Raw genomic sequence first — 23,073 nt, forward strand, 5'->3', positions numbered from 1 at the left:
ATCGTTCGATGATCACGCGGAGCTCCGGTCAGCACGTATTCATCGCACTCGGCACGCCGTGGCTCGATGCCGTGGTCGCGTTTCTCGAACCCCGTGCCCGTGTCGATCCCTGGATCATGCGCGGAAAGATGGCCATCGGCGACCTGCTGATCACTGTTCTCGACACCACTCCTCGCACGCTGCTCTGCATCGAGACCGTGGCTGCGCCCTTCGACGGCACGTCGCGGATGGAAGTCGATGAACGCCCGTACGAACTCCACGGTTTGCCCACCGTTCCAGAACTCGAACAACGATGGTCCATCACATTTCCCACGGATCCAGGGCCGGTCGACGACGCACTGGCCGACCGGATTCTCACGGCCGGCCAGTCACACTATGCGCACTACTTCGGCGACATCGACACGCTGGATCCGACGTCCACAGCTGCCCACGCCCGAACGTTGATGAACGAGCGGGGCAACTGCACAGGTTGCAGCTCACCGATGCCGTTGCGAAAGTTCAACAGCGGCGATCGCCTTCACTTTCATTCCGCATCACGGATCTTCAGGCAGGCTGAACCTGGTGACGACTACCCAGCCGTCCTGTGCCGCAAATGCACCGGAAGGATGGCCACGTCCGGGCACACCAACTTCATCGACTACATGCTGTCGAAGAATCCGTCGTGCCCACTCTGCGGTGCACACAGAACCGCTCAGTGTTCCCCGGGGATGCCGGTCCATCCATTCGATCACCTACCGTGGCTCGCCGGAACAGGCTGCGTCGTGGGACCGGACACCCCGGAATGGACGTGCCGAGCATGCAATCACTCATGGGGACAGATGTTCCCGCCGGATCACCCGCAGCAGGACTGATCAGTTCGCGGCAAAGCCGGGAAGCCGGTCGATGTCTGCAACGATCGAGAACTCGGATGCATCGCCCTTGATGATGCGGCTCTGCTCACCGTGGACATCGACGGGAACGTCACCGGCCAACGTCACGCGATGCACGCTGCGCGCCTGTGTCCCGTAATCGGAAATCCCGTAATGCTGGGTTGCCTGGTTGTCCCAGATCGCCAGATCACCGGGAGCCCATGACCACCGAACGGTGTTTTCCAACTTGATGATTCGTGCCTGCAGAAGCTGGTAGAGAGCAACCGACTCCGACGACTTCAGTCCGACGAACTCCTTGACGAAGTGACCGAGAAGCAGAGTCTTCTCCCCTGTCGCAGGATGGACCCGAACCACCGGATGCTCCGTCTCGTAGATTTCGCGAGTGAATTCGGAGTAGTTCGTCACGCGCTGAGCGTCGCCTTGCTTCACCTTGTCGATAATCTCGGCGTAGTCGTATGCATTGGTGTGGACAGCGCGCAGATTCTCGACCAATACCTTGAGCGAATGCGGCAGTTGGTTGTACGCAGCCGTGGTAGACGCCCACGTGGTGGCTCCGCCGTACTCGGGAATTGTGGTCGCGCGCAGGATCGATGCCTTCGGGATGCGATCGATGAAAGTGACGTCGGTGTGCCAGCTGCTGGCAGCGCCGTCGAGCACCAACAGCTTGTTGTCCTTGGACTTGAGAGTGGGATGCGTGGTGGTCTGGCTGCCGAGGGTTCCGGCGAATTCGTACTGCGACGTGTCGTCGAGATGCTGCTGCCCACGGAAGAACACAACCTTGTGCGCTGCCAGCGCATAGTTGATCGCGTAGGCGGTCTCTTCGGACAGATCCCCAGAGAGGTGTACGCCGTCGATGCGGGCGCCGATCAGCTCACCGACCTTGTGGACAGTGATTCCGCCGGCAGCGTAGATCTGCTCCGGGGTCTGAGTGACGCGTTCGAGTTCGGTGATGGACATGTCAAGCTCCTATGAGTCTGCAAAAGGTTGAGGTGGTGGTAATGCTGTTTGATGTCGAGACGGGTCAAACGGCAACAGTCAGGTCGGGTACCAGTGATTCCCGTTCCCGCCCGGCGCGCTGACGACGCGGATCTGGAACAGGCACCGCGGCAACCAACTGTTGTGTGTAGTCCTGCCGTGGCGAGTTGAATACCTCTGCAGCGGGGCCCTCTTCGACCAACTCCCCGCTGCGAAGTACCGCTACCCGGTCGGCTACCTGATTGACGACTGCAAGATCGTGGCTGATGAACAGACATGCGAAGTTGTATTCCTCCCTGAGATCGGCAAAGAGTGAAAGAACATCGGCTTGGACGGAAACATCCAGAGCGCTGGTCGGCTCATCGGCCACCAGCAGTCTCGGTCCGAGGGCAAGTGCTCGGGCCAGCGCAACACGCTGGCGTTGACCACCGGAAAGTTCTCCTGGTGCCCGGTGAGCAAAAGACTTCGGTAGGCGAACTGATTCGAGTAACTCCCCCACCCGGTTTCGCAGCAGGGCTCCGGTGGCAAAGCGATGGACTTCGAGTGGCTCGCCGACGCTTTGTCCGACCGTCCGACGCGGATCGAGAGATGCCGCAGGGTCCTGATGAATCAAGGCCATTCCCTTGCGGAGGCCCCGAAGATTCGCGGCGGAGATCTTTCCGAGATCGGTTCCGTCGAAAGCAACGATGCCGCTACTGGCCCTGATAACACCGAGCGCGGCCCGGCCGAGAGTTGTCTTCCCTGATCCCGATTCACCGACCAGTCCGACAACCTCGCCGGCCTGAACCGTCAGGCTCACCTGATCGACCGCACGAAACTCTTTGTTGCCCAGCCTCGCCGGGTACACGATGGAGGCCGCGTCGAACCGCAGGATCGGCGGGACTTGCGCGTCGCCTTCGCTATCGACCAGAGCAACCACAGGCTTCGGCTGGTCGGCCTCCGGCAGACGTGGCACGGCCGCAAGCAACGCCTGTGTGTACGACTCACGCGGCGTCGCAAAGAGATCGAAAACGGACTGCTGCTCGACTACCCTGCCCGATCGCATCACCAGCACGCGATCTGCGATGTCCGCAACGACACCCATGTTGTGTGTGATGAGCAGTATTGCAGTGCCCGAACGATCACGCAGATTACGCAGGAGTTGCAGAATCTCGGCCTGCACGGTGACGTCGAGCGCAGTAGTCGGTTCGTCGGCGATGAGTAAATCAGGAGAACCCGACAACGCCAGCGCGATGACAACCCGCTGCTTCTGTCCACCCGAGAGTTGATGCGGATACCAGTCGACCCGACGCTCCGGTTCCGGAATCTCCACCATCCGTAGAAGATCGATTGCGCGAACTCTGGCGTCGGCACGCGAGATCTTGCCGTGTGCCCGCAGCGCCTGCGCGATCTGCCAACCCACCTTCTGCACTGGATTCAGTGCAGTCTGAGGCTCCTGGAAAACCATCGCGGCCCGAGTCCCCCGCAATTGATTGAGCGTCGCCTCGTCGGCACCGAGCACCTGCTGGCCACCGAGTTGGATCAACCCGCGGGCCTGCGCGCCGTCCGGTAACAACCCGAGAACAGCGCGAGCGGTCAACGACTTACCGGATCCGGACTCGCCGACCAACGCCAATATCTCACCGAAACCCAATTCGAGGTTGACGTGGTCGACCACAGTTGTCGACGAGCCACGGGAACCGTCGGCATCGAACTCGATCACCAGATCCCGGATGGCGAGAACTGCCTGTGCGGGTGTTGTATTCATGACTACGTCCTTGAAGTGGTGGTGGCGGTGTCGATTTCAGATTCGGCGGGCCTTGCCCAGTCCCTGGGCGATCAGCAGGAAGCTCAGGACCAGCGCCGAGACGATCACCAACGGTCCGATCGCGTAGGCCGGATTGGCATCGAGGTTCGGAATGGCGCCCGCGATGATCGAACCGAGAGACGGATCCGGCGGGCGCACGCCGATTCCGAGAAAGCTCATCGCACTTTCGGCGAACACCGCAACCGACATGGAGAGCGCAATCTGCACACCCAGCGGTTCTACGGCGTTGGGCAGCACATGCTTACGCAGTACCCACCACCGCCCCGCACCGATTACCTCGGCCGACTCCACGAACGGGAGTTCGCGCACCTTCAACACCGTCGTTCGCACCAGGCGCCCGAACAAGGGTATTTCAGCAGCCACGATCACCGCGATCACCGGCGCTACTCCCGGCCCCGTGATCGCGACCAACGTGATCGCCAGAATCAACAGCGGGAAGGCAAGAATCACATCGAAGATCCGCTGTGCGATGACATCTGCCACCGAATTGATACTCGACACCAGGCCTGCGAGCGAACCGATGATCGCGCCCACTGGCACCGCGACGAGCACGATTACGAGGTTGATCCGGATTCCGTAAAGAGAACGGGCGAAGACGTCACGGTTGACCTGATCTGTTCCGAACCAGTGCTGTGCACTGGCCCCCAGCAGATTTGCACCCTCGATCTGCTCGTTGGGCCCGTAGTGGGTCAACAGTGGAGCAGCAATTCCCGCTACTGCGATGACCACCAGGATCAACACACCCGCCAGCCCCTGACCGTGCGCCAGAGCAGCGCCCACAGGACGAGATCGCCGAACCCTTTCGTCAACAGACTGATCGGCCACCGTCATTGCTGCCCTCCGATTCGGATGCGTGGGTCGAGGTAGGCATGCACGATGTCGGTCAGAAGTTGGATCAGAACGAAGATCGTGACCGACAGCAGGAGCAGCACCTGCACCACCGGGTAATCCCGCCGACCGATTCCCTGCTCGATCAATTGGCCGATGCCAGGCCAGGCAAAGATCGCCTCAACCAGTACGGCTCCGCCGAGAAGGTGCCCGGTCTGAATTCCGAGCACGGTGAGCATGGTTGGCAGTGCATTGCGTAATGCACTGCGTGTAACCAAGTTCCACCGTGGCACACCGGCTGCGCGAGCGGTTATCACGTACTGCTGCGCCATCTCGGTGCGCAGCGCTTCGGACAGGAACCTGGTGAGAGCGGCCGCGACAGGAAGTGCGAGGCACAGTGACGGCAGCAGCAGGTACTGGAACGTGATGTCGGGACGAGCGAGATACCCACCTGGTGGAACACCACCGGATGGCAGAACCGGAATCAGCACCGCGAAGACGAGAACCAGGAGGACACCGGTCACGAAGTTGGGCAGAGCAACCGAGAGAGTGTTGAGAAGGTTCACCACCGAGGTCAGCCATTTCTTCGGCCACACCACCACCGCAACACTGAGCACCAGACTCAACACGACGGCCAGCAGCAACGCACTTCCCGCCAGAACTGCGGTGTTCCCCAACCCCGCCAGCACCAGATCGGAAATCTGGCCCCCGAGAACGAACGAACGCCCGAGATCCAATGTCAGTACGTCGCCGATCCAGGTCAGGTACTGCGCGGGAATCGACTTGTCGAGACCGAGCGAATGACGAATGGCTGCAATCGCTTCCGGAGTTGCATCGGGGCCGGCGAGAGCCAACGCGGGGTCGCCAGGCACCAGACGCATCACCGAGAAGATCAATATCGACGCGAGGAAGAGAACCACCACCGCCGACGGTAGTCGCCCCGCAATGTAACGAATCATCGAATCCCCTACGCCAGGAATGTGTTGGCGAATTGTGGCTGGCGACCCTTTGTCCAGGCCAGACCACGAACGGTCTCGGCCGCCGATACCTGCGGCACGACAACACCGATCTCGATCAAGAACAACTCGTTCAACAGTTGCGTGCCCAATTCGGCATACAGTTTCTTTGCCTCATCGCTCGAACCGTCGGGAACCTGCCACGCACCCTCCGCTGCGGCGGAATACGCCGGCGAACTGAACTTCGAGGCATTGTGTGCAGCGTTGAACGGGTAGGCGCTGACCGTCAGGGTTGACGGAACATATTGCGCAAAAGTGTGATTGGTCAGCCAAAGTCCTTTGAACTCAGCGCCGATCAACTGCTTGACGAAGATGGATGCCTCGACAGGATCCAATTCGACGCGGATCCCTGCCTCGGCGAGATTGGCCTGCACGATCTGCGCGGCGGCTTCGAAATCCGGGCTCGCTCCTGTGTAGGTCAACGGAATGGTCGGCAGTGCACCCAGATCGCCGACCAGGGCGCGCGCCTTGTCGACATCGCGAGCGTAGGTCGCGTTCTTGGCAGCGTCGTAGGCGGGCGACGACTTCGGCCACGGCAGATTGACCGCATACCCCGTATCGCGATACACCTCACTCATGATGCGGTCACGATCGATCGCGTAGGCCAACGCCTTTCGTGCCCGCACATCGGTCAGCCCGTCGGCGGTGACGTTTGCGCCCAGGTATATCTGTAGTTCCGCACCCTCGATCGAGGTTGTCACGAACCCGCTGGTCTTGGCCAAGTTCTGTGAGTCACGGAAGGGCAACGACGCCGGAGCAACAAGAGAGACCTGTCCGGACTTCAGCGATGTCAGGCGCGCTTGGGCGTCCGGAACGATCCGCGCTTCCACGTGATCGAGGTACGGCCGCTCGGCGACCCAGTAGTTCGGGTTCCGATCGAAGGAGATGGAACTGTTCGGGGTGCGTGAGGTGAATACGAAAGGGCCCGTACCAACGAAGGATTCACCGGTCACCGCCTTGTCGAACGTTTCGGGGTCGAAGATCGGCGCTAGATCGAGAAGATCGAAGATGTTCCCGGTTCGGTGTGCGAGGGTGAGAACCAGCGTATTGGGATCCGAAGAGTCGAAGCCGGCGATGGCGGCCGCAGTACTCCTGAGCTGGGCCGAGAATTTCGGGTCCGCATAGGTGCGCAGCGAGAACTCCGCATCAGCGGAGGTGAAGCGCCGGCCGGAGTGGAAGGTGACGTCATCGCGCAGATTGAGCGTGAGCGTCAGCCCGTCGTCGGACAGCTTCCAGGCCTTGGCCAGAACTGGCTGTGGCACTACCGAATCGAGTGGATAGCGGGTCAGGGTCTCGTACACGAGCCCGGATATCGTGACACCGGCAACGGTGGTGCTGGTCAAAAGTGCCGCAGGGCTGACGTCGTCCGGTATCGCCAGTGTGAGCGTCCCACCTCGAACCGGCTCAACTGATTCACCTGCGTCCGAGCGTTGTTCGCCGACTGCAGAGGAGCACGCGGCCAGTGAGCCGCTACCGAAGATGGCGAATGCGGCGATCGCACTGCCACGGAAGAAGGCACGGCGGTCGAGACCGGCCGTCGAAAGAGACGAGTTCACGGAGGTGTTGCCCTTCGTAATAGGTGCGCAGCTGTGCACTCTCAGGGCACACGCTTGCGAGAATGGGAAAGAGTGTCGTTCCGACATGCTCACTCCCGGGAATTCAGAAAAGCGAGCTGCTACGACAGTCGTTGTGGCGCTGAAGAAGTCAGAGCCGACATCGAGGAGCGACGGACACGGTGTGAAACCTCCCGGTCGGAATTAAGGCTTTTGCCTTCAGGGGATACTCAACCATTTCCCCTGATATCGGGGAAATAGTTGAACTCACGGTGATCTGAATTTCTCTCAACTGCTGCCACTGACTGGGACGCCTCGGTGTTCGGTCAGTCCACGGGCAATATCCTGCGATCCACCACAGCACTCACACGTACGGAGAACAGCATGCAACCCGAGAGCCTTGCCGAACAGATTCGTTCAACGCTCGCTCGGATCGCCCATCTGGCTGACACCGGCTCTGTCGAGGACTACGTCGAGCAGTTCACCCGCGAGGCCGAATGGAACATGCCGGCCAATCCCGATCGCGGTATCCCCGCACAGGTACGACGTGGCCGCGAAGAAATTGCTGCTGGAGTAATCGAGCGTCGAGCCGCCGGCATACAAGGCCCGGGCACGTTCACACGTCACGTCACCACAGCGATCGCCGTGGACGTGACGTCGGAAACTACAGCCCGCGCGGATGCGGTGTGGACGTTCTACGTCGACACGACCACAACTCCCAAGCTCAGCGGCGTCGGGAGCTACGCCGACGAGTTCGAACTCGAAGACGGGCGGTGGCGACTGTCGCGACGAGTGATCTCGCGCGGCTGACGTTCAGTCTTCTTCGCCGGTGATCAACTCACACCAGTCTTCGACCTGATCGATCCCCTCTTCCGCCCATTCCGGGCTCATGTCTTCCAGTGCATCGAAGACCACCTCGCAGGTCAGCATCTCCGGTGAACCCTCCGACCCCGCCGTCTCGGCGCCTTCAGCAGAAGCTGTGGCAACTGGGCCGGCGGCCAGCGCAACAGCCATCGCGCCTGTTCCGACCATCGCTTTCACACGCATCGGTTCTCCTCCTTCACTCTCGCTTCGGTCCTCGGGGTACCCGACTCGCCCCGCCCTACCCATCGCTGTCACTCATGTCCGACTTTCGGCGCCGACGGCATAGACTGAGCTCGTCGCCACCACGCTCTCGCAGCGTCGGGGGCGACAGATACACAGCTGGATCAGAATCGGAAGGCATCCCATTACAGAATCTCCCGCTCCGCACGACATCTACTTCGTACCCCCGGAGCAGGACAGCCCCAATCCCGTGGAACCGGCGTCGGCCGCGTCACGCGCACGGATGGGCGAGCTACCCGAGACCGTCCGATTCAAGAATCGTTTTGCCCTCGCGATCACGACCACCACGCCGCTCGAAGCGATGGTCGAAGATCTCCTCTTCATCCGCGACATCCTCGACGCCGCAGGAATCGAGTATCTACTCGTCCGCGGAAACGACGAGCGCCCCGTGATCGCGGTGAGCTGGACCGAGCGCAAAAACCTGCGGCAGGCGCTTGTCGAGGGATGCGCCAACGCACCCTTCTATTCCAAAACCGTCGACGCGAAGAAGAGCCCAGCGCTCCTTGTCGCGGACGGTGCCCTGTCGAAAACCAACAAGTCACGGATCTTCCGCTTGTTCCGTCCGCGGGTTCACGTCGCAAGCGGCATGAACTACGGCGCGAACATCGGCGTTCAAATCGAATTGTGGTCGATTTCCGACGAAGAAATCGTCCTACCCGTCGAGAACTCACTGACACGACGAACCGTCCTCCCCGAAGAAGCTGTCCGGGGAACCGTCGAGCGATTCGGCCGGATCTGGCCGACTATCGAGAACATGTTCGCCGATCATGCCTCCGATATCAGCTTCGATATCGATCTGGTCTTTTCCTGGGTCGACGGCTCTTCCAAGGAGTTTCAGGCTCAGCGCGCCAAGCGCATGCAGAACTACATCGTCGGAGAGGGCGACGAATCAGAAGCGCGCTTCCGTCAGATCGACGAGCTCAAATACGCGCTTCGATCCATCCACATGTACGCGCCGTGGATCCGGCGGATCTTCGTCGCAACCGATTCCGATCGTCCGGACTGGCTTGCCGACGATCCGCGAGTCACGTTCATGCCCAGCGAAAAGTTCTTCGCCGATCCAAGTGTGTTGCCCACCCACAATTCTCAAGCTGTCGAGTGCCAGCTGCACCATATTCCGGGTCTGGCAGAGCATTTCCTCTACTCCAATGACGACATGTTCTTCGGTCGCCCCGTCGGCCCGGACATGTTCTTCTCCCCCGGTGGGATCAGCATGTTCATCGAGGCCGACACCAGAATCGGATTGGGACACAACGACAACGACCGCAGCGGGTTCGAGAATGCGGCCCGCGTCAACCGCCGTCTGCTGCAGGACCGCTTCGGTCTGATGACCACCAGGCATCTGGAGCACGCAGCGACGCCACTACGCAAGAGCGTGATGGCCGAGATGGAACGCGAGTTCGCCGAAGACTTCGCGGCCACTGCAGCAAGCACCTTCCGCGCGAGTTCCAATATCTCGGTGACCAATTCGCTGTATCACTACTACACACTGATGAGTGGACGGTCGGTGGTACAGAAGTCCGCAGCCGTCAAGTACGTCGATACGACGGTCAAAGCCGGTTTGCGCGACATGGACTCACTGCTCGCCAAGCGCTCCATGGACTTCTTCTGCCTCAACGACGGCAGCGCTCCGGAGATCGATCTGGAACTTCGCACACGCAAGATCACGGAGTTTCTGGAGAGCTATTACCCCATCCCGGCGCCCTGGGAAGCCTAGACGAAACAAGGGCCCAGCCGATTTCGGCTGGGCCCTTGCTACTTCGGTCGATCAGCGTGCTGTCGCGCGCTCCCGCTGCACAGGGATGGGCAGTCCGAGATTTTCACGCAACGTCGTTCCTTCGTAGTCACTGCGGAGAACACCCCGATCCTGCAGCAGCGGCACCACGTCGTCGACGAACTCGTCGAGGCCGGTTGGCACGAGGTGCGACCCGAGGATGAATCCGTCCGAACCGTCGTTGCTGACAAACGAATCTATTTTCTCGGCAACCTGCTGCGGTGTACCGACGATCGGTCCACGCTCGAACTGATCGATCACCACTTCGCGCAGATTCAACTTCTTGCTCTCGGCTACCGCGCGAAGTTTTGCGACGGTCGCGAAACGATCTTGGTGAATGAAGGCGCGGCCCTGGATGATCGGCGGAGCCTCGGGATCCGGAGCGATGTCGGGTAGTGGTCCTTCGGGGTCGTACTTCGACAGATCGAGATTCCAGATCTGTTCGAGCAGAACCAAAGCGGTCTGGCCGGTGACCTGCTGGTCGCGAATCTCTCGGTATTTCTCGATCGCATCTGCCTCCGAGGTGCCGAGAACAAAACTCGCCGACGGCAGGATCTTGATGTCACCCGGGTCACGTCCGGCCGCGACGGCACGTGCTTTGATATCGCGATAGAAATCGGCCGCCTCGGGCAACTGACCGTACGGTGAGAAGATCGCGTCGGCATTGCCGGCAGCAAAATCGCGCCCCTGCGGCGACACCCCGGCCTGCAGAATAACCGGGCGCCCTTGCGGGCTACGCGGCACGGTGAATCGGCCGTTCACGTCGAAATGCGATCCATGAAAAGCGAATTCACCGGCATCCGGTCTCGCGAGAAAGCGCCCTGATGCCTTGTCGGCCACGATGTCGTCGCTTCGCCACGAATCCCACAGTTCACGCACCAGCGCTACGGTCTCCTCCGCACGCTCGTATCGTTGCGCGCGGTCGAGGTATCCGCCGCGGCGAAAGTTCTGGCCGGTGAATGCGTCGAACGAGGTGACGACGTTCCAGGCGGCACGCCCTCCGGACAACTGATCGAGCGTCGCGAATTGGCGGGCCAGTTCGTACGGCTCGTTGAACGTGGCATTGATAGTGCCGGCCAATCCGAGGTGTTCGGTTACCGCCGCCAACGATGCAAGGACCGTGAAGGTGTCCGGCCTACCGATGATATCTTGGTCGAAAATCTGTCCCGCACGCTCACGAAGGGCGAGGCCTTCGGCGAGGAAGAAGAAGTCGAACTTCCCACGCTCGGCGGTTCGAGCGGTGTGCTCGAAAGAATCGAACTCTATCTGGCTGCCCGCCTGCGGATCCCACCATGCAGTGTGATGGTTGACGCCGCCGAGGTAGGCACCCAGGATGACCTGCTTACGCTTCTGAGAACTCATGAAAATCTATTCCTCGTCTGTCAGGCGGCCGGAGTGCCGGCGGCGTAGCGGTTGGGAACGTCGATGGGTAGACCAAGGAGTCCGCGAAGATTCGTCTGCGGATATTCGGTGCGGAATACGCTGCGTCGCTGCAGTTCAGGCACCAGCTCACCTGCGATGGCGTCGAGGTCGTCCACGAGGACGCCCGGCCGCAACCGGAAGCCTTCGATTCCCAACTGCTGCCACCGGAGCAGGAGATCCGCCAACTCCGCAGCAGAGCCGGTGAAGGTCAGCGCGTCCGAACGGTATTCGGCGCCGGCCTGCGCGTCGAGGCGCGCGAGCCGTTCCTTTCCGGTTTCTTCCGGCGCATCGAAGAAGACGACGATGTCGGTGAAGACCCGAAGAGGTTCGCCGGTGCGCTGCACGTGTTCTTCGGCGGCTCGCACTTCACCCAGGATTGCCGTGACCTGCTCGTCGTCGAACGGCGTCACGAACACCAGATCGGCCGTCCGCGCCGCCAGCTCGTACGCGACCCGCTGATGTGCCAACGCGGTAACGACGGGATGCCCCTGCGGCGGGCGCGGAGTCACCGACGGTCCACGGACCGAGAGGTACTTTCCCTCGAAGTCGATGTAGTGCAACTTGTCTCGGTCGATGAACCGGCGCTGCTCCACATCGCGGATCTCGGCGCCGTCCTCCCAGCTGTCCCAGAGTCGCCGGATTACGTCAGCCGCCTCCGCAGCTTCGTCGAACAGGTCGCGCACGAAGTCCGGGAGGACGCCTGAAACGATCGACTGACGGTCGGCATCGGTGAGCGCTGGGATGTCGCGACGCCCGAACTGTGCTGCCTCGGATTCCGACGCCGAAACCTTCACCTGCCATCCGGCGCGACCGCGCGAGGTGTAATCCAGCGTGGCAACGGCTTTGGACACGTGAAACGGCTCGGTGTGAATGGTGGTGATGGTCGGGATCAAGCCGATGTTGCTCGTGATCGGTGCCAGTCGGGCGGCCACGAGATGTGCGTCGAGCCGAGCGCGCACCCGATCAACCGCGTCGTCGACGGGCTCGAGTGGGTTGGCCGGCACCGAGAGACTGTCCTCGATGGTGACGAAATCGAGCAGACCACGCTCGGCGGTCGTCACCACGTCAGTCCAATACGACGCGCTGAACAGCTCACTCGGGCGCGAGTGTGGCTCTCGCCAGGCTGCAGGGTGCCAACCGGCACCGTCCAGCGCTACGGCGAGATGCAACGGAGCAAGATGAGAAGAGGGGGTGGAGGTCATCGGCGCATACTCCTGTTCGAGAACTACTCGGGAGCGCACAGTGCCGACCGCAGAAACCGTCAGCACCCGACTGACGGTTCTCGTGGCGACTGCCGCTTGCGACACGCACCGCGCGTATCGCCAGGTGTGATTCCGGGGCACCCCATCGGCATGAAGGGTTGCCGTCCAGCTAGCCGGTCCTTGTTGCTGGAGCTCTGCACCTACCTCGACGGTAATGAGTACGCGACAGCCCGGCAATCGCCCAGAACTGCGCCGGGGTGCCGGAAACCGCCTGCCACCTCAGATGATCGAGCGTGCAGCCTTTTCGCTCTCGAGGATTCGAATACCGGCAGCGCTGAGCCTCCGGGCTCCCTCGGCCGCGTCGACAGGCTCACCGACCGTCACGTGCGCGCCGAGTGGAACGACCGAATGAACAATTGTCTCGTCGTAGACGTGCACCAGGTTGCACCCCTGAGCCCCGTCACGACCACGCTGACCACCGACTTCCACGTTCAAGTCCTGGGTGTAACACGTCGACGACGCCACGGAAACCGGAATGCCGGCGAACGTCGCCGTCGTCGAATAGTGCAGATGCCCGGCAAGAATCGCCCGGACGTCGCTGCCACGCAAGACGTCTGCCAACCGGGACTGATCGCGCAACTCCACCAGAACCGCGAGATCCTGAATGCACGGAACCGGCGGATGATGCAGCGCCAGAATTGTTCCGTCGGGCGCGGGCACCGCCAATTCTGAGCGTAGCCAATCCAATTGACGATCCGAGATCTCACCGTAGTGGTGACCGGGAACCGACGAATCCAGGGTGATCACCCGCAGTCCGTCAAGGTCGTAGACGTTGTCGACGGGATGATCGGTGGCGTCCTCGCCCAACAGCAGAGACCTGAAAGTAGAGCGGTCGTCGTGGTTGCCCATCGCCCAGATGACCTGCGCATCGATCTCGGCCGCCACGGGTTCCACGATGGCTTTCAATTCCGCGTATGCGTCGGGGTGTCCCTGGTCGGTCAGGTCGCCGGTGAATATCAGTGCATCCGGGCGTGCGCCCGAGGCCACGATCCCGCTGAGCACTTCCCGCAATCTCGTCGACGCATCCACGGCGTCGTACAACTCCCCCTGAGCCACCAGATGCGTGTCACTGAGGTGCACCAGGAAATGCTTCGGACGCGGGTACTCGGCATTCCGAACGCTCATCGGTCTCTCGCTTCCGCTTGCCGACGCGTAGGCGCCGGTGCGGCACCTACTGATCGTCGAGACTAGTCAACCGACCAACAGTGACTGATCGGGGCACGCCCGACGAACACCAAGCGAACTCCCGCGGCGACCCTCGGGATCGAGTAGTTGAAGCTGCGAGTAGTGTGTGGACAGTGTTGTTCCTGACCAGTCGGCGTTACGTCGACCTTCGCCTGCAGGCGAGCGCAATGTGTACGCGCTCGCTCTGACCTGACGCGTACCAGGAAACATTTCTTCGAATCTGCCCGGCCTCTGGTGCCGCGCTGCGTTTCGCTCCCTTGATTTTCGAAAGGCATAGTCATGCCCAGCTCCACCTCCACCGGCGTGCCGGAAAAGTCCACGTCCCGTTTTCCGTCCTGGGCGACGGCATTCGGACCGCAGATCGTCGCCGGTCTCGTACTCGGTGTCATCATCGGTCTCGTCGCCCGGGCCATGCCTGACGCAGCCGACGGCAACGTCAACTGGTTGGTCGGCACCGTACAGACCATCGGTTCGAGTTACGTCAAGCTGCTCACCGTTGCGGTGATCCCGCTGGTGTTCACCGCCATTGTCAGCTCCATCGCCAACCTGCGCCAGGTCGCCAATGCAGCTCGCCTGGCCGTGCAGACCTTGCTCTGGTTCGCGATCACCGCTTTCATCGCTGTGATCATCGGCATCATCGTCGGCCTGATCACCGATCCCGGTTCACGGACCGACGTCGCCGCCGAAGCCGCGAAGGAACCCAAGAGCTCCGGCTCGTGGTGGGCGTTCATCACCGGACTGGTTCCGAACAACTTCCTGGGGCTGGGCGCAAAGACTTCCGTCGCCGAAGGCGTGGCGACTACATCGCTGAGCTTCAACGTCCTGCAGTTGCTCGTCATCGCCGGCGCAATCGGCATTGCTGCGCTCAAGATCGGTCCCAAGGCTGCGCCGTTCCTCGAGTTCAACGCTTCGCTGCTCGCGATCGTCCAGAAGGTCCTGTGGTGGATCATCCGCCTCGCCCCGATCGGTACGGCCGCACTGATCGCCAACGCTGTCGCCACCTACGGCTGGGATGCGATCGGGTCGCTGGGCGTCTTCACCGCCGCCATCTACATCGGTCTGGCCATTGTCTTCTTCGTGGTCTACCCCATCCTGATTGCCGCACACGGCCTCTCGGTTCGAAGCTTCTTCTCCGGTGTCTGGCCCGCAACTCAGCTCGGATTCGTCTCGCGCTCGTCGATCGGCACCCTGCCGCTGACCGAACGCGTCACCGAACGCAACCTCGGCGTTCCTCGTGAGTACGCCTCGTTCGCAGTTCCGCTCGGTGCCACCACGAAGATGGACGGTTGCGCCGCAATCTATCCCGCGATCGCGGCAATCTTCGTCGCCGGCTTCTACGACGTCCCGCTGACCTTCACCGATTACCTGCTGATCGTCGTCGTTTCGGTCATCGGCTCGGCAGCAACGGCCGGAACTACGGGTGCGACAGTCATGCTCACACTCACACTCTCCACCCTGGGTCTTCCCTTGGCCGGCGTCGGACTGCTCCTCGCAGTCGAACCGATCGTCGACATGGGCCGTACCGCAGTCAACGTCACCGGCCAGGCACTGGTCCCGGTCATCGTCGCAAAGCGTGAGGGAATCCTCGACAAGGAGCGCTTCGACGCTCCCCGCAACGGTGATCCCTTCGCCGAGGAACTTGTCGACGCGTAACCCTCGCTGACAGCAGCAGCGTCCCCGCACCCGAGCAATACGGTGCGGGGACGCTGCTTTTCACCCCAGGTTTCACCCTTACCGAAATAAACCATTTGGTCGTTATGACCAGTATGCTCAGCCGGCACAGCCCTCCGAAGTGGAAGGGCTGCCCATTTGAACACGAGGTCACATGAAGCTCCGCCGTCTGGCATTCAGCATCGCAGGTTGCGCCGCAATCACTCTGGTTGCCGCACCCGCCGCTCAGGCATCCACGGTTTTCGATTTCCTACCGATCGAGATCGCACGCATGATTCCGACTGGCTCTGCCGACGCAGTCCAGCCGTTCCTTCCCCCGGTCTTCGCACCGCCTGCACCGCCCGCTCCGCAAGCGCCCCAGAACCCGCCGGCGCCGCAGAACACTCCCGCACCGGCGCGGTATTACCAGAACTGCACTGCCGTGCGTAACGCCGGCGCAGCTCCGTTGTACCGGGGCCAGAACGGATATGCCCCGCATCTCGACCGGGACAACGACGGCATCGCCTGCGAGTGATCCAACGCTCGGGTTGTGGTGCACCCACAACCCGAGCACTGTTGTCGAACCGTCAGACGCCCAATGCCCGGGACAGAGTCGGCCACGCCTTCGGCAATCGTTCACGCCAATACGCCCACGCGTGTGTGCCATTTGGCTCGTAATCCACCTGCGCCGGAATCTTCAGCTCCTGCAACCGCGCGTCGAACATCTTGGTGCAGGCGTGCGCAGCAACCTCGATGCCGCCGCCGATCACCAGGCGCTCGAGCAGTTCAGGAGTCTGCAGCGTCTCGTCAGATCCGGGACGACCATTTGCCGTCGACACGTAGATTTCCTTGCCACGCAACTTCTCTGCGTTGATCAACGAATCGTGTGCCTCCCACTCCGGGCCCCCTGGCACACCCCAGATGTTGGCTGGATCTCCGCTTCGAGAAGAAATCGTGGCCTGCACGGCGGTTCGGCCGAGCGGATCCATCGTGGAATAACAGCCGCTGAACACGGCAACGCCGCGGTACATGTCCGGAAAGCGTTGGGCGAGCATCATTGCACCCATTGCGCCCATGGAATTGCCGGCAATCGCGTTGATTCCGTTGGTCTTGAGTCGCGCGTCGATCAGCGGTGGCAACTCCTCGGTGATGAAGGTTTCCCACTTGTGCAGTCCCAGCCGCGGATCCGGATTCTCCCAGTCCGAGTACAGGCTCGCGATTCCGCCATTAAGCATCACGACGTTGACGTTCTTGTCGGCGAAGAACGCCGGGGCGCCGCCGATCGTCATCCATCCGCTGCTCTTCTCTCCGGCGTCGACGCCCTCGAGCATGTACAGCGCTGGGCGCGGAACCGAATTGTCCGCGGGTAGCAAGATCTCGACGCCGACCTCGCGTCGAAGTGCAGGCGACGCCACCGTCAGCCTGACTGCCTGCGGTGCGGTCACCTTCTCGCCGACGATGGCCGGGACGACGATGTCGTCGCGCAGCTCCGGCTTGGGGCCCGGATCCTCCTGAAGCGGTCCTGGGATCGTCGACCCCGAACTCACGCTGCCCTCGACGCTGCCCAGACTTCCCGAGCTTCCCGAGCTCCCGGAACTCGGCGCTGCCGTCGACAGTCCGCCCAACTGCAAAGAAAGTGCACAAACGGCCAAACACACCGCACCTGTGCGCGCAGATCGGATCCACGCACGCCGCTCAGTCCTCATGAAACTCCCAAACCAGTCAAAGATGTTTCCGTGAACATACCGTGCAGTTCGGACTTTCTTGGACAAACGACCACGACAAGATCTGTCGGTCACCGCTACTAGGCTTGCCCCGTGCAACCGGATTCAGTCAGGGCCCTCGACCTCGACCGAATTCGCGCTGTCGTGGGCACAACCACCTACGAACGCGGACTTACCTACCTGCGGCAGAATGCAGTCGAATCCATCGCATGGAACGACACCGCTGACACCTTGATCGGCGCTGTATCGGGAACTGCGCGAGAGCCGTACACCTGCACGATTTCGGTAAGTCGCAGCGCGGCCGGTACAGCAACGTTCACGCGTGGCCTCTGCACGTGTCCCGTGCGGATGAACTGCAAGCACGTAGTCGCGTTGGTGCTCGCAGCGGTGGCCGAGGCGAACAAGACTCCACAACACCTCGGATGGGACAGCGCGCTCGAGGAGTTGCTCCGACCAGACCCGGCCGGCCGCACTACACGTGGACTTGGCATTCAATTCACCACCCGAACCAAGGGCGCATCGACAAGGCTCATCATCAAACCCGTACAACCAGGAGCGAGAGGGTGGATCTCCGGCGGGCTCGCCTGGAACAAACTCGGAAGCACTTTTCAGTTCCCCGCAGATCACCTCCGGGTTCTACGCGACATACATCTCCTCCACAGCGCCGGCAACTACTACCGAAATCAAAATGCCGCGGAAATCGATCTTGCCGGGTTCGCGAGCCCGCAACTCTGGTCGCTTCTTCGTGAGGCCATCAGCGTCGGCGTTTCACTCGTTCACTCGAAGGCCGGCCTCGGCAACATCTCCCTACTCGACGATGCCAGCATCTGCCTCGACGTCCACGGTGCAGAAGACAACAACCTCCGCCTGACGCCCCGAATTCAGGCCGGTGGGCACATCGTGACTCATTCCGACTGGGGACTGGTCGGCACGCCGGCACATGGCGTCTTCGCGCTCGACGACGCCAACGCGATCACTCTCGCACCACTGCACATGCCGATAACCCACCAACTGAGGCAGTTGATCGACTCCGGAAAATCGGTCGACATACCCGCCGAGCATCGGGATGCATTCACTTCGCGGTTCGTGTTCAAACTCGGAAACCTCGCTCCCGTCATATCTTCCGACGGCGCCTACAACCCGCCGACTGTGTCCGGTCCTCGGCTACAACTGATGGCCACTTACGCGGACAACCACCGCATCGACATCGAATCAGCATGGAAGTACACAGTCGATGCCGACGAACTGATCATTTCTACCGCAGACACAACCACCGACGAGTCCGAGATCCGCAACCACGTTGCCGAAGATGCCATTGCCAAGAGCCTCGGTGCGGCCGCGGCGAAGGCCACTCTCGCGGGAACGTTGGCCGGCCTCGATTCCATGCAGTTCACACTCGACCTCCTCCCCCAACTCGACGCGAACGACGACGTCGACCTCACCGTCGTGGGCACTCCCGCCGACTATCGGCCCGCAGACGACGCTGTCGTGATCGGCCTCAGCACGTCAGCCCCCGACGGGAGCAGCGGATCCGACTGGTTCGACCTCGACGTCACCGTCGACGTTGCGGGACAAGGCGTTCCGTTCACCACGCTGTTCTCCGCCCTGAGCAAGGGTGAGACTCACATACTGCTGCCGGACGGCGCCTTCTTCCGACTCGACGCACCTGACCTTCTCGGTCTACACCGACTCATCACCGAAGCGCGGTCGCTGCTCGATCGACCAACCGGCAAACTCGCGATCAGCAAGTTTCAAGCCGGGCTGTGGGAAGAATTGACGGCACTGGGAAGAGTCGAACATCAGGCAGCAGCTTGGAAGAAGCAGATCGCAGGATTGCTCGGCGGTTCCGGGATCGATCCCGTCGACGTCCCCGCCACGTTGACGGCAACACTGCGCCCCTATCAGGTCGACGGATTCCGCTGGCTCAACTTCCTCCGGCAGCACAGCCTGGGCGGCATACTCGCCGACGACATGGGCCTGGGCAAGACCCTGCAAACTCTCGCAATGATCTGCACTGCACGGCAATCGAATCCAGCGGCGCCGCCCTTTCTGATCGTTGCTCCCACCAGCGTGGTCTCCAATTGGAAATCCGAGGTGGCCAAGTTTGCACCAACCCTCCACACCGCTGTCATCACGGATACTCTGCGGCGCAGAAGAACCGACCTGGCAACACTCGTCGACGGGACGGACATCGTCGTGACGTCGTACGCTCTCTTTCGCCTCGACACCGATGCGTATTCGGCGGGCGTCTGGTCCGGACTGGTACTCGACGAAGCCCAATTCGCCAAGAACCACAAGTCCAAGGTCCACAAGTGTGCGACGGCAGTGAACACACCCTTCAAACTCGCGATCACCGGCACTCCCATGGAAAACAATCTCATGGAGTTGTGGTCGCTCCTCGCGATCACTGCACCAGGACTGTTCCCCAGTCCCACCACCTTCACCGACGTCTACCGCAACCCCATCGAAAAGGAAGGCGACACAGAGCGATTGGCGCAACTTCGGCGGCGCGTCAAACCGCTGATGGTTCGGCGCACCAAGGAACAGGTGGCTGCAGACTTGCCGCCGAAGCAGGAACAGATACTCGAGATCGAGTTGCATCCGAGCCATCGCGCGATCTACGACACCCACCTGCAACGCGAACGGCAGAAGATTCTCGGACTGCTCGACGACGTCGACAAGAACCGATTCACGATCCTGCAATCGCTGACGGTGCTACGCCAACTCAGTCTCGACGTCTCGCTGGTCGACGAGGAAAGCGGACCTGTCCCCTCAGCCAAGGTCGACGCTCTCGTCGAGCAATTGGACGACGTCATTGCGGGCGGACACCGTGCGTTGATCTTCAGCCAATTCACCGGGTTCCTCGGTTCGATCCGCAACCGACTCGACACGGAAAAAATCCCGTACAGCTACCTCGACGGTTCGACGCGCAATCGCGGTGAAGTGTTGGAGGAGTTCAAGTCTGGCGTAGCCCCCGTATTCCTGATCAGCCTCAAGGCTGGTGGCTTCGGCCTCAATCTCACCGAGGCCGACTACTGCTTCATTCTCGACCCTTGGTGGAACCCGGCCGCCGAGGCACAAGCGGTCGATCGCACTCACCGCATCGGGCAGACACGAAACGTCATGGTCTACCGTCTCATTGCCAAAGACACGATCGAAGAGAAGGTCATGGCGCTCAAAGCCAAGAAGTCGGCATTGTTCTCGAATGTCATGGACGCCGAAGGGACACTCGGCACCGGACTCGACGCCGAGGATCTTCGCGCGCTGTTCGGGTGAGGTAGCTATTCGGTCGAACCGCACCTACCCGCTCACGGTAATGTGAGTCGAGAACGGACAACACAGAACTCCCGAACGAAGAAATCCACTTCGTTCGAACGAGAGGAACCTGAATGGGCGTCACACTTGCCAAGGGCGGCAACGTATCTCTGTCGAAAGCCGCACCCAACCTCACCAAGGTCGCAGTCGGTCTCGGCTGGGATGCACGCAGCACCAGTGGTGCCGACTTCGACCTCGACGCCAGCGCGTTGGTCACCGGCCCGGAACGCAAGGTTCTTTCCGACCTGCACTTCGTCTTCTACAACAACCTTCGCTCGCCCGACGGATCCATCGAGCACACCGGCGACAACCTCACCGGTGAAGGTGACGGCGACGACGAAGTCATCAACGTCGACCTCCCGGCTGTACCGCCCAACGTCACCAACATCTTCTTCCCCGTCTCGATTCACGACGCCGATGCCCGACTCCAGTCCTTCGGGCAGGTCACCAACGCCTACATCCGCGTCGTAGATCTGTCGAATGGATCCGAACTGGCACGATACGACCTCTCGGAAGACGCTTCCACCGAGACCGCCATGCTTTTCGGTGAGCTCTACCGCCACAACGGCGAGTGGAAGTTCCGCGCAGTCGGACAGGGCTACGCATCCGGACTCGCCGGCATCGCCCGCGACTACGGCGTCAACATCTGATCTCTACCAGGACACGAAACGGGGTTCGATTCGGCATTGCCGGATCGAACCCCGTTTCGGTTGTCTGCATCGAACGCGCGAGTTAACGCTGCAGGATCGCCCTCGCGAGGTGAGCTGCCCAGGGAGAGTCCTCTTTGGTGCCGAACTTCCCCAGCTCGTACCCCGTAGCGCCGATCAAACCGAGCACCTCTACGGTGCTCCCGGACGTGTCACGTTTGGAAGTCTGAGCGCCGGACATGAGGATGCTTGACGACCGAATCGACTCCAGTGCTCCCGCGACGAAGCGATGACGATCTGCCGGCGACAAACCAGCGGCTACGGCGAGGAGGACAAGAAGTTCCACTGCTCGCTGCGAGCCGCCCGGCGCAACCGGAACGCTGTCGACGATCACCGACCACATGATTGATGCGTCCCGCTGCGCTGACTGTCCCCGCTTCGTCAGCACAATCTGCCCTTTGTGCTTTCGCACCAGGCCAAACCTCTTGAGTACTGCGAAGAGTGATCGCCCCTTGGGAAGGTTGACAGGTCCCAGTTCGGGTTCGTCGAGCATCGCGTCGACCGTCGTGAAGAAGTCATCAGCGTCGACCCCTTCGACACCGATCAGCGTCAAGACCGCTTGAAGGCGTTGGCCCGCCTCGACGTGGACCAACTCTCCGATTGCCGACTCATCGTCAATGCCGGCTCGGGCGAGGACCGCGCGCAGTTCCGGGACTCGCGAGGGTTCCAGGCATTCGACGAGCATTGCGGTGTCGTACGGCGCAACGATCTCGTCCGGTCGAGGTATATGAAGCCGATTGTTGACCTCAGCGATCTCGAATCGTGTCGGCTCGAATTCGGTTTGCGGCCATTCGAGGGTCCATTCGTGGGAGCGCAACTTCTCCGAAGCGAGGACACCGAGGAGCTGCTCGTACTCGTCAGGCCCGACGCATTCCTCCGGCGGACACGCACCGCGACCCGCGGCACACACAATTTGGAATCCGTCGGGCAGTACTTCCGAAGATTCAAGTGTCAGCGTGTGACTCCAGTTTCCGAAGCGTCCATAGCGATATCTAAGTTCATCGCCGGGCGAGGCCATGACCTCGTCCAGACGTACCGCAGACTCTACGATCGCCACTCGTCCGGCGAGGCGCTGCTCGGCGTTGCTTCCGGAAGCTACATACTCTTCGACCTCGCCGGGAAATCGGGTTCCTGACTTGGACCACGCGTGCGAATGACGGTCACTCCACCCCATTGCCCGTTGAACGACCGAATGCAGGTCATCCAGATTCAGATCCGACGCGACGAGGATTCGTCGCCAGATCTGAGTGGATACATTGTCGACGCTGATACGTATCGCGTATTGCGCCGGCACCGCGCGCCTCTTCGAACGCAACGATCGCGCAATCTGAAGGCCCCCACGCCCTCCGTCAGCTTCTTGTACAAACCTTCGCAGTTCTTCAGGTTCCGTCGGAACGAGTCGCAAATGCGACACCCGCGAGCTGCTCAACCCCACCATGACACTCAGCCTAGGCCAAAGTACTAGGGACAAAGGCACAAAATCGGAGAGTACTTCGCACCTATGAGAGGGTTCACAATCTGTACCTTGGCTAACCAGTCGCTACGTGCGTCGGCGCTGGCATCTTCCTCACCCAATTCCTGCCCTGATCGTGCCCTGATCGTGCGAACGGTACGTCCATCTCGTTAGAGGCGGTGAGAGTGTCGTTCACTCGATCCCGGACGCGGTGGTCAGTCGGCGGCGTGCCCGCCCCTTGATCGTGCGAACGGTACGTTGGGTCGGTCTGAGGCGACGGACGTGCCGTTCGCTCGAAGTCGGGGGTGCCGGCGGGGGTGCCGGCGGGGGTGCTTTCGGGGGGTGTTTTGGTGGGGTGTTTTGGGTACGAGAAAGCCCCCCAACCATCACTGGTTGGGGGGCTTCTCTACATTGTGTTCGGCGGTGTCC

The 23,073-nt window shown here is 61.3% G+C and carries 18 protein-coding genes and 1 riboswitch; of the genes, 7 read left to right on the forward strand and 11 right to left on the reverse strand.

The genetic code is table 11. The features are described from left to right. Positions 1 to 8: 8 nt before the first annotated feature. Entirely contained in the window at positions 9 to 851 is an 843-nt protein-coding gene (locus AC3WQS_RS30355) for a hypothetical protein (protein WP_020970148.1), read from the forward strand. On the opposite strand, the gene AC3WQS_RS30360 is transcribed toward AC3WQS_RS30355, so the two are convergent. From AC3WQS_RS30360 to AC3WQS_RS30380, 5 genes are all read right to left on the reverse strand, one after another. Beyond that, positions 852 to 1,826, reverse strand: a complete 975-nt coding sequence (locus tag AC3WQS_RS30360) for a TauD/TfdA dioxygenase family protein (protein WP_400823106.1) — start codon at positions 1,824 to 1,826, stop codon at positions 852 to 854. Between the two features lie 64 nt (positions 1,827 to 1,890). Next, positions 1,891 to 3,591 carry a dipeptide ABC transporter ATP-binding protein gene (locus AC3WQS_RS30365; protein WP_400823108.1) on the reverse strand — a complete coding sequence of 567 codons (1,701 nt, stop codon included), beginning with the start codon at positions 3,589 to 3,591 and terminating at the stop codon, positions 1,891 to 1,893. Between the two features lie 36 nt (positions 3,592 to 3,627). Beyond that, positions 3,628 to 4,431, reverse strand: a complete 804-nt coding sequence (locus tag AC3WQS_RS30370) for an ABC transporter permease (RefSeq protein ID WP_492713381.1) — start codon at positions 4,429 to 4,431, stop codon at positions 3,628 to 3,630. Between the two features lie 47 nt (positions 4,432 to 4,478). Then, the gene (locus AC3WQS_RS30375) at positions 4,479 to 5,438 is read right to left on the reverse strand and encodes an ABC transporter permease (protein WP_020970152.1); all 960 of its coding nucleotides are present in this window, start codon (positions 5,436 to 5,438) and stop codon (positions 4,479 to 4,481) included. Between the two features lie 8 nt (positions 5,439 to 5,446). Continuing rightward, a complete protein-coding gene (locus AC3WQS_RS30380) occupies positions 5,447 to 7,051 on the reverse strand; it encodes an ABC transporter substrate-binding protein (RefSeq protein WP_492713380.1) in 1,605 nt (534 codons plus the stop codon). 381 nt (positions 7,052 to 7,432) lie between these two features. On the opposite strand from AC3WQS_RS30380, the gene AC3WQS_RS30385 reads away from it, so the two are divergent. Then, the gene (locus AC3WQS_RS30385) at positions 7,433 to 7,858 is read left to right on the forward strand and encodes a nuclear transport factor 2 family protein (RefSeq protein ID WP_492713379.1); all 426 of its coding nucleotides are present in this window, start codon (positions 7,433 to 7,435) and stop codon (positions 7,856 to 7,858) included. Between the two features lie 3 nt (positions 7,859 to 7,861). Here AC3WQS_RS30385 and AC3WQS_RS30390 read toward each other — a convergent pair whose 3' ends face one another. Then, complete coding sequence (locus tag AC3WQS_RS30390; protein WP_283385462.1) at positions 7,862 to 8,095, reverse strand: hypothetical protein; 234 nt, start codon at positions 8,093 to 8,095, stop codon at positions 7,862 to 7,864. A 280-nt stretch (positions 8,096 to 8,375) separates the two neighbouring features. Between AC3WQS_RS30390 and AC3WQS_RS30395 the strand changes: the two genes are divergently transcribed. After that, entirely contained in the window at positions 8,376 to 9,869 is a 1,494-nt protein-coding gene (locus AC3WQS_RS30395) for a stealth family protein (RefSeq protein ID WP_020970156.1), read from the forward strand. A 51-nt stretch (positions 9,870 to 9,920) separates the two neighbouring features. On the opposite strand, the gene AC3WQS_RS30400 is transcribed toward AC3WQS_RS30395, so the two are convergent. The 3 genes from AC3WQS_RS30400 to AC3WQS_RS30410 all read right to left on the reverse strand — a co-directional run bounded on the left by AC3WQS_RS30400 (position 9,921) and on the right by AC3WQS_RS30410 (position 13,735). After that, positions 9,921 to 11,288 carry an NtaA/DmoA family FMN-dependent monooxygenase gene (locus tag AC3WQS_RS30400; RefSeq protein WP_264613078.1) on the reverse strand — a complete coding sequence of 456 codons (1,368 nt, stop codon included), beginning with the start codon at positions 11,286 to 11,288 and terminating at the stop codon, positions 9,921 to 9,923. 20 nt (positions 11,289 to 11,308) lie between these two features. After that, positions 11,309 to 12,655: an LLM class flavin-dependent oxidoreductase gene (locus tag AC3WQS_RS30405; RefSeq protein ID WP_151531919.1), complete on the reverse strand. Its 1,347-nt coding sequence runs from the start codon at positions 12,653 to 12,655 to the stop codon at positions 11,309 to 11,311. Continuing rightward, positions 12,638 to 12,751, reverse strand: a riboswitch (SAM riboswitch). It overlaps the preceding gene by 18 nt. 78 nt (positions 12,752 to 12,829) lie before the next feature. Beyond that, a complete protein-coding gene (locus tag AC3WQS_RS30410; protein WP_020970159.1) occupies positions 12,830 to 13,735 on the reverse strand; it encodes a phosphodiesterase in 906 nt (301 codons plus the stop codon). A 339-nt stretch (positions 13,736 to 14,074) separates the two neighbouring features. Between AC3WQS_RS30410 and AC3WQS_RS30415 the strand changes: the two genes are divergently transcribed. After that, positions 14,075 to 15,448, forward strand: coding sequence for a dicarboxylate/amino acid:cation symporter (locus AC3WQS_RS30415; RefSeq protein WP_003940669.1), 1,374 nt, complete (start codon positions 14,075 to 14,077; stop codon positions 15,446 to 15,448). 172 nt (positions 15,449 to 15,620) lie between these two features. After that, positions 15,621 to 15,980, forward strand: coding sequence for an excalibur calcium-binding domain-containing protein (locus tag AC3WQS_RS30420; protein ID WP_133729007.1), 360 nt, complete (start codon positions 15,621 to 15,623; stop codon positions 15,978 to 15,980). A 52-nt stretch (positions 15,981 to 16,032) separates the two neighbouring features. Here AC3WQS_RS30420 and AC3WQS_RS30425 read toward each other — a convergent pair whose 3' ends face one another. After that, complete coding sequence (locus AC3WQS_RS30425; protein WP_019749282.1) at positions 16,033 to 17,151, reverse strand: alpha/beta hydrolase; 1,119 nt, start codon at positions 17,149 to 17,151, stop codon at positions 16,033 to 16,035. Positions 17,152 to 17,262: 111 nt separating this feature from the next. Between AC3WQS_RS30425 and AC3WQS_RS30430 the strand changes: the two genes are divergently transcribed. Both AC3WQS_RS30430 and AC3WQS_RS30435 read left to right on the forward strand, forming a co-directional pair. Then, on the forward strand, positions 17,263 to 20,445 hold the full coding sequence (locus tag AC3WQS_RS30430) for a DEAD/DEAH box helicase (RefSeq protein ID WP_492713378.1): 3,183 nt from the start codon (positions 17,263 to 17,265) through the stop codon (positions 20,443 to 20,445). A gap of 113 nt (positions 20,446 to 20,558) precedes the next feature. Next, positions 20,559 to 21,134 (forward strand): TerD family protein, encoded by a 576-nt coding sequence (locus tag AC3WQS_RS30435; protein ID WP_003940660.1) that lies wholly within the window; start codon positions 20,559 to 20,561, stop codon positions 21,132 to 21,134. 82 nt (positions 21,135 to 21,216) lie between these two features. On the opposite strand, the gene AC3WQS_RS30440 is transcribed toward AC3WQS_RS30435, so the two are convergent. Continuing rightward, complete coding sequence (locus tag AC3WQS_RS30440) at positions 21,217 to 22,485, reverse strand: plasmid pRiA4b ORF-3 family protein (protein ID WP_492713377.1); 1,269 nt, start codon at positions 22,483 to 22,485, stop codon at positions 21,217 to 21,219. Between the last annotated feature and the right edge of the window lie 588 nt (positions 22,486 to 23,073).

The organism is Rhodococcus sp. FW305-130, assembly GCF_058788335.1.

What these genes read in the sequence shown, in the direction of transcription:
- AC3WQS_RS30360 (WP_400823106.1), bottom strand. Translation starts at nt 1,826, where the DNA reads ATGTCCATCACCGAACTCGAACGCGTCACTCAGACCCCGGAGCAGATC.
- AC3WQS_RS30355 (WP_020970148.1), top strand. Translation starts at nt 9, where the DNA reads ATGATCACGCGGAGCTCCGGTCAGCACGTATTCATCGCACTCGGCACG.
- AC3WQS_RS30385 (WP_492713379.1), top strand. Translation starts at nt 7,433, where the DNA reads ATGCAACCCGAGAGCCTTGCCGAACAGATTCGTTCAACGCTCGCTCGG.
- AC3WQS_RS30400 (WP_264613078.1), bottom strand. Translation starts at nt 11,288, where the DNA reads ATGAGTTCTCAGAAGCGTAAGCAGGTCATCCTGGGTGCCTACCTCGGC.
- AC3WQS_RS30435 (WP_003940660.1), top strand. Translation starts at nt 20,559, where the DNA reads ATGGGCGTCACACTTGCCAAGGGCGGCAACGTATCTCTGTCGAAAGCC.
- AC3WQS_RS30425 (WP_019749282.1), bottom strand. Translation starts at nt 17,151, where the DNA reads ATGAGGACTGAGCGGCGTGCGTGGATCCGATCTGCGCGCACAGGTGCG.
- AC3WQS_RS30375 (WP_020970152.1), bottom strand. Translation starts at nt 5,438, where the DNA reads ATGATTCGTTACATTGCGGGGCGACTACCGTCGGCGGTGGTGGTTCTC.
- AC3WQS_RS30410 (WP_020970159.1), bottom strand. Translation starts at nt 13,735, where the DNA reads ATGAGCGTTCGGAATGCCGAGTACCCGCGTCCGAAGCATTTCCTGGTG.
- AC3WQS_RS30415 (WP_003940669.1), top strand. Translation starts at nt 14,075, where the DNA reads ATGCCCAGCTCCACCTCCACCGGCGTGCCGGAAAAGTCCACGTCCCGT.
- AC3WQS_RS30395 (WP_020970156.1), top strand. Translation starts at nt 8,376, where the DNA reads ATGGGCGAGCTACCCGAGACCGTCCGATTCAAGAATCGTTTTGCCCTC.
- AC3WQS_RS30420 (WP_133729007.1), top strand. Translation starts at nt 15,621, where the DNA reads ATGAAGCTCCGCCGTCTGGCATTCAGCATCGCAGGTTGCGCCGCAATC.
- AC3WQS_RS30365 (WP_400823108.1), bottom strand. Translation starts at nt 3,591, where the DNA reads ATGAATACAACACCCGCACAGGCAGTTCTCGCCATCCGGGATCTGGTG.
- AC3WQS_RS30390 (WP_283385462.1), bottom strand. Translation starts at nt 8,095, where the DNA reads ATGCGTGTGAAAGCGATGGTCGGAACAGGCGCGATGGCTGTTGCGCTG.